The organism is Corynebacterium tuberculostearicum (genome assembly GCF_032821615.1).
Taxonomy (GTDB): Bacteria; Actinomycetota; Actinomycetes; order Mycobacteriales; family Mycobacteriaceae; genus Corynebacterium; species Corynebacterium tuberculostearicum_H.
Genome location: NZ_JAVBIF010000034.1, coordinates 1 through 5,381 on the forward strand (window position 1 = coordinate 1; position 5,381 = coordinate 5,381).

Annotated in this window: 8 protein-coding genes; 5 read left to right on the forward strand and 3 right to left on the reverse strand. The window is 58.1% G+C overall.

All coding sequences use genetic code 11. The annotated features are described in order from the left end of the window. Positions 1-133 precede the first annotated feature (133 nt). The 3 genes from RAE09_RS11585 (at position 134) to RAE09_RS11595 (ending at position 2,492) form a co-directional block, all read left to right on the forward strand. Positions 134-826 (forward strand): nitroreductase family protein, encoded by a 693-nt coding sequence (locus RAE09_RS11585; RefSeq protein WP_005324042.1) that lies wholly within the window; start codon positions 134-136, stop codon positions 824-826. A gap of 181 nt (positions 827-1,007) precedes the next feature. Further along, complete coding sequence (locus tag RAE09_RS11590; protein ID WP_316981749.1) at positions 1,008-1,640, forward strand: hypothetical protein; 633 nt, start codon at positions 1,008-1,010, stop codon at positions 1,638-1,640. Between the two features lie 18 nt (positions 1,641-1,658). Then, positions 1,659-2,492: an aldo/keto reductase gene (locus RAE09_RS11595; RefSeq protein WP_316981750.1), complete on the forward strand. Its 834-nt coding sequence runs from the start codon at positions 1,659-1,661 to the stop codon at positions 2,490-2,492. An 86-nt stretch (positions 2,493-2,578) separates the two neighbouring features. Here RAE09_RS11595 and RAE09_RS11600 read toward each other — a convergent pair whose 3' ends face one another. Continuing rightward, positions 2,579-3,052, reverse strand: a complete 474-nt coding sequence (locus tag RAE09_RS11600) for a ribose-5-phosphate isomerase (RefSeq protein WP_005327249.1) — start codon at positions 3,050-3,052, stop codon at positions 2,579-2,581. 116 nt (positions 3,053-3,168) lie between these two features. Here RAE09_RS11600 and RAE09_RS11605 point away from each other — a divergent pair, with 116 nt between their 5' ends. Next, positions 3,169-3,561, forward strand: a complete 393-nt coding sequence (locus RAE09_RS11605) for an MFS transporter (RefSeq protein WP_316981751.1) — start codon at positions 3,169-3,171, stop codon at positions 3,559-3,561. A 201-nt stretch (positions 3,562-3,762) separates the two neighbouring features. Here the strand turns inward: RAE09_RS11605 and RAE09_RS11610 are convergent, their stop codons facing one another. Further along, a complete protein-coding gene (locus tag RAE09_RS11610) occupies positions 3,763-3,924 on the reverse strand; it encodes a hypothetical protein (protein ID WP_250409294.1) in 162 nt (53 codons plus the stop codon). 256 nt (positions 3,925-4,180) lie between these two features. On the opposite strand from RAE09_RS11610, the gene RAE09_RS11970 reads away from it, so the two are divergent. Further along, entirely contained in the window at positions 4,181-4,372 is a 192-nt protein-coding gene (locus RAE09_RS11970; RefSeq protein ID WP_005327252.1) for an excalibur calcium-binding domain-containing protein, read from the forward strand. Between the two features lie 239 nt (positions 4,373-4,611). Here the strand turns inward: RAE09_RS11970 and RAE09_RS11615 are convergent, their stop codons facing one another. After that, positions 4,612-5,235: a mycothiol-dependent nitroreductase Rv2466c family protein gene (locus tag RAE09_RS11615; RefSeq protein ID WP_316981752.1), complete on the reverse strand. Its 624-nt coding sequence runs from the start codon at positions 5,233-5,235 to the stop codon at positions 4,612-4,614. Between the last annotated feature and the right edge of the window lie 146 nt (positions 5,236-5,381).

Consider the following 5,381-nt stretch of genomic DNA (forward strand, 5'->3'; position numbering starts at 1 on the left):
ACACCGTGGATTTACGGTCCCAAGGCCAGATATACGCTCCCAAAGCGTATATTTGACGCTAACCTAGAGGTCAGGGCCTAAAAATCCCCGATCCCAGACACACTTTCTGACCCTTAACCCTAGGGTGGCGCGCATGACTTCAACCAATAAGTATTCCGAATTTATCCGCAATCGCCACTCTCCCCGCGCATTCCTGCCGGAGCCCATGCCGGTAGAAGACATCAAGCAGGTTTTGGAGGACGCTCAATCCGCACCCTCCAATTCCAATACCCAGCCGTGGAACGTGCACGTAGTGGGCGGAGAAAAGCTCAAGGAGCTCAGCGCCGCGCTTATTAAGGAATTCGACACCAATGGGCTCAGCCCAGACTTCACCACCGATTATGGTGAGGGGATCCATCCCAAGCGTTCCCAAGAGCTGGCCGCCAAGATGTACGGTCTACTGGGCATTGAGCGCGAGGACAAGGCAGGCCGCGTGGAATTCGTCCGCGAAAACCTGCGGTTCTTCGGCGCGCCTCATGCAGTCCTTCTCTTTATCCCGCCGATGGGCGACCGCATCCGTGCCGCCTTTGACCAGGGAACCTACGCCGAAAACTTCCTGCTTTCCTTGGAAGCACACGGCTATCACGGCATCCCACAGGGCATGATTTCCTTGATTGCGCCAACCGCACGCGAGTTCCTAGGCGTGGACGAGGAGTACAAGCTGGTCACCGCCATCACCTTTGGTACGGCCGATGAATCTAGCCCAGTCTTTAATACGGCTCCGGGTCGCGCACCACTGTCAGAGACCGTGACCGTGCACGGCATTGAGGACCTGGAGCTCGATTAGAGCCAGCTCCCCATCAGCAAGCTACTTTCAACGATTTCGTCCATCTAAACCACCGCGACCGTCGACGAAAAAGGCGTTTTATAGGGACAAAATCGTTGAATCGCCGCGGTGAGCGTCCGCTCACCAATATCACTAGGCAAAGTTGGCCGAAGGGGGCGTCGGCAAGCCTAGAATTGAGCCCATGGATATCACTCTTGCGACCTTTGACCATGCGCCGGAGAACGCACTGCGCGGCGTTCGTTTTAAAAACACGTGGGTGCCTTCGGAAACTTATGCGGACTCCCGCCGCGGTACCCTGACCGGGCAGTACCCACAGCGCCAAGCCACCACGCGCATCAGTGAGGTTTTTGCTGGGGTGGGCTATGAGGTCCGCGAAGACACGCAACCGGCCGGTGAAGACGTCTTTCGCCTGCTAGAACAGCCCAGCCTGGAGGAACTCGACCAGGTTAAAGGCGTCATTGCCGTCTGCTCCCTGCTGGGCGGAAATGCCCCCATGTCGGTGCTATGGCCGGGCGTGGCGGAAAACGGGGAGAATAACGAGCTGGTCTCCCCTATTGACTTGGCTCCTACCCTCGCCGCCATTGCCGGGCTGGATGTGCGGCCTAATGCGCGCCTGTCCTTCGATGGGTTGAACTTGGTTCCGGTACTGCGGCACGGCGCCTCGGGGCACGCCGCGTTGTTCTTTGACAATGGCGTGCGCATGATTGACGCCGCGCTTATCGACGACACCGCTACCCCACCCCACGAGCGCGCCCGCCTGCAAGATGAGTGGGAGACGTGGAATAAATTCATCACGCTCGGCCCGCTGCAGTAGATAGGTAGTCTGGGGCGCATGAGCGTACCTAACATCACCCTTAACGATGGCAATACCATCCCGCAGCTGGGCTTTGGCGTATTCCAGATGGATCCGGATAAGACCGAAGAGCTGGTAGCCGAGGCCCTGCGCGTGGGCTATCGCCATATCGATACCGCCGCTATCTATGGCAACGAGGAAGGCGTGGGCCGGGCAATTGCCAAGTCCGGCATCCCGCGCGAGGAACTTTTTGTCACCACCAAGCTGTGGAATGACCGCCAGACCGATGCCGCCGCAGCACTTGATGAATCTTTGGACAAGCTCGGCCTAGAGTATGTGGATCTCTACCTCATCCATTGGCCGACCCCGGCGAAGGGGACCTACGTCGTAGCCTGGCAGCAGCTCATCGAGCTGCAGAAGCAGGGCAAGGCCAAGTCCATCGGCGTCTCCAACTTCGAACTCGAGCACCTAGACCAGCTGGAGCTCAAGACCGACGTCAAGCCGGCGGTCAATCAGGTCGAGCTTCACCCTTACCTGCAGCGCTGGCGCGAGCTGGATGCCTTCCGCGCCCACACCGTAGCTATTGAGGCATGGGGGCCTTTGGGGCAGGGTAAAAGCGATATTTTGGATGCCCCCGAGGTCACCGACGCCGCTGCGGCGCACGATGTCAGCCCAGCGCAGGTCGTCATCCGTTGGCACCTGCAGAATGGCGTCATCCTCTTCCCTAAGTCCGCCACGCCATCGCGCATCGCGGAGAATTTCGACGTCTTCGACTTTGAGCTCACCGAGGACGAGATGGCTGCCATCACCGCCCTGGATGAGGGCGAAGAGGGACGAGGCGGTCCGCACCCAAATGACATGAATGACACTTAAGCCTTAGCGCCTTGGCCGAACCGGCCGAACCACACGAAGAAACGCCGCGGAACCAGTTTTGGCCCGCGGCGTTTATTCTGCGTGGCTTAGGCCTCCGGCAGCTCCGGGGCAATGCCGGTGCGCTCGTATTCCGCCAAGATGTCGATGCGGCGCTGGTGGCGCTCCGCGCGGGACCATTCTTGGTCTAGGAAGGCGTCGACGATTTCCAGCGCCTGCTCCTCGGTGTGCATGCGGCCACCGATGCCGATGAGCTGGGCGTTGTTGTGCTCGCGGGCAAGGCGGGCGGTCTCTGCGGACCACGCCAGTGCGCAGCGAGCACCCTTGACCTTATTGGCGGCAATCTGCTCGCCGTTGCCGGAGCCGCCAAGCACGATGCCCAGGGAGCCTGGGTCATTGACGGTGCGTTGTGCCGCTTCGATGCAAAATGCCGGGTAATCATCCTCGGCATCGTAGGTATGGGCGCCGCAGTCAATGACTTCGTGGCCCTGCTTGGTGAGGTGTTCAGCGATCAGGTTCTTGGTTTCGAAACCTGCGTGGTCTGCTCCTAGGTAAACGCGCATGGCCCACATCCTACCGGCCCGGCGCGCCTTGAGGAGGCTTAGCGCCCACCCTGTTTCGTATTACATTTTCCTGATAGGCTCGCGGGCGACCACAATCGCTATAAAGGAGGAAAGCCATGCCTATAACCAAACCAGTCCTCGCGCTCTACGGCGGGAGCCTTCTCGCCTGCATCATCCTGCTTGGTGTTCAGGTTTCCGGCACCGGAGGCTTCCTCCTCCCGCTTATCGCGAGCATTCTTGCCACTTTGGCTCACCTGGGCCTGGGAGTGTGGTGGATTGCGCAAAAGGTGCGCGGGAATCCGCGGGCCAACGGGGGCGCGATTGCGGCCGGCATTATTGCGCTTCTTGCCGGCGCATCGTGGGCATCCTGGGTGCTTGTCGCCTGGGACGACTTTCGGGCCGGCACGGAACTTCCCTCTATCAATATCGCAGGTCTGCCGGCATTCATCTTGACCCCGCTGACCATCGCACTGTGCGTCGGCGCTGCGATTCAGCTGCGCCGACGCTAAAAGAGAACCCATTAGCTCCAAGAAACAGATTCTTTGGGTGGAAACTCCCTCTTTGCTTTTAGACTGCCGCCAGAGATCAGCCCGGCACCATTTACCGTCGCCTTAAATCTAGAAATCAGACGATTCATATCCAGAACAGGCCAGGAAATGGCTAAGAATCGAGTAGCCTCTTAGTAAAGTCTGAAACTCTCCCCCAAAGGACTAGAGCATGAAAAAGCTACTACCCATTCTCGTTACAACCACGCTTTTGATATCAGCATGTAGCGATTCAGGCGAAAGCTCCGAGACCACTTCAAGCACGACCAGCAGCAGTCCGTCGAGCACCACCACGTCCTCTACAACTAGCTCGACAAGTAGCGTCACTACCTCCTCATCTAGCGAGGTTACGCCTCCACCAGAGGTCGAAGAACCTGACGAAGAGGATGAGCACGACGATGACGATCTCCACATACACGATAATCCGAACGCTGCATTAGGCGACTCAAATGAGGAAGAACGAGCTGAGCAAGCCCCTGTAGAGAAGACCGTTTCCTCTTGTGGAGACCCCTCAATTCATGAACGCGGCACAACATTCTTCTCGGACGGAACCTCCGGTTGGACTCAACAGTGCTCAGATGAAATGGCACCACAGGTTGCACAGCAATTCGTAGCGCCGCCGGCCGAGCAACAAAACGACCCAGCGCCAGCCGGTGGTGGATCTGGTCGAACCTGTGCCGAAATTGGGCACAAAGTTTATCCTGGCGACCCCGACTACTCGCCAGCACGAGATGAGGACGGGGACGGTGTGGGCTGCGAATCCTATCCGGGATAATGCATTCCCCGATTTATGCGGAGAATTAAAGACTAAGTAGGGGCAGGCAAGGAAAACACGCCCTACCTTCCGGCATCCCTTAGCTTCTCCGCATACCGCTACTGAGATCGCAACCATTTCAGCCCCGCGAATCCAGCAGCAAGAGTGGGCAATTTAGCCCCATCCTCCTACGGCAGAAGGGTTTGACTCACCAGCGCCTTCTACTGGAGCGTGAGGTGAGTAATGATCCTCGTTTTGGCTTAGTTCTCCTCCACCTGCGGCATCTCGGTGCGGGAGCGCTTGAGTTCGAAGAAGTAGGGGTACTGGGCAAGGCGCAGGGAGGCGTCGAAAAGCTCTCCTGCTTCTTCCCCGGTAGGAATGCGGGTAATTACCGGGCCGAAGAAGGCGGTCTCGCCCAGCTTGATAACCGGGGTGCCGACCTCATCGCCTACGGAAGAAATGCCGTTGTGGTGGTACTCGCGCAGCTTTTCGTCGTAATCCTCGGTATTGGCCACCTCGGCGAACTCGGCCGGAAGCTCCACCTCTGCAAGCGCCTGAGCAATGATGTCGTCATAGGCACCAAAGCCGGTACGCATACCGTTGCCCTTGGCATGGACGAGAGTACCCATTGCGGTGTAGAGCTCGTCTACCTTCTCAGGGCGCTCGGCCTTGACCTTGGCAAAGACGCGGGCTGGGCCCCAGTTAGCCTTCATCATATCCATGTAGGTGGAGTCTAGATCGCGTCCGTCATTGAGCACGGACAGGGACATTGGCTCGAACTCCACCTCGATGTCGCGTACTTTTTCTACTTCCTTAATCCAGCACGAGGTGGCCCAAGCGAAGGGGCAGGATACGTCGAACCAGAACTTTACTGCGTCAGCCATGAATACTCCTTTGATTGAAAAAGTTTGCCCATTACGTTGTTGGCAGTTCCGCTTGAAGGGACTCAGGATTCGTACTCCTAGCCCCATGCTGGGGCAGGCTATGTTTATCTGCGTTCCTTCTGCCTTGTTGCAGTGGAACTAGTCGC

What these genes read in the sequence shown, in the direction of transcription:
- RAE09_RS11585 (WP_005324042.1), top strand. Translation starts at nt 134, where the DNA reads ATGACTTCAACCAATAAGTATTCCGAATTTATCCGCAATCGCCACTCT.
- RAE09_RS11970 (WP_005327252.1), top strand. Translation starts at nt 4,181, where the DNA reads ATGGCACCACAGGTTGCACAGCAATTCGTAGCGCCGCCGGCCGAGCAA.
- RAE09_RS11615 (WP_316981752.1), bottom strand. Translation starts at nt 5,235, where the DNA reads ATGGCTGACGCAGTAAAGTTCTGGTTCGACGTATCCTGCCCCTTCGCT.
- RAE09_RS11590 (WP_316981749.1), top strand. Translation starts at nt 1,008, where the DNA reads ATGGATATCACTCTTGCGACCTTTGACCATGCGCCGGAGAACGCACTG.
- RAE09_RS11600 (WP_005327249.1), bottom strand. Translation starts at nt 3,052, where the DNA reads ATGCGCGTTTACCTAGGAGCAGACCACGCAGGTTTCGAAACCAAGAAC.
- RAE09_RS11595 (WP_316981750.1), top strand. Translation starts at nt 1,659, where the DNA reads ATGAGCGTACCTAACATCACCCTTAACGATGGCAATACCATCCCGCAG.
- RAE09_RS11605 (WP_316981751.1), top strand. Translation starts at nt 3,169, where the DNA reads ATGCCTATAACCAAACCAGTCCTCGCGCTCTACGGCGGGAGCCTTCTC.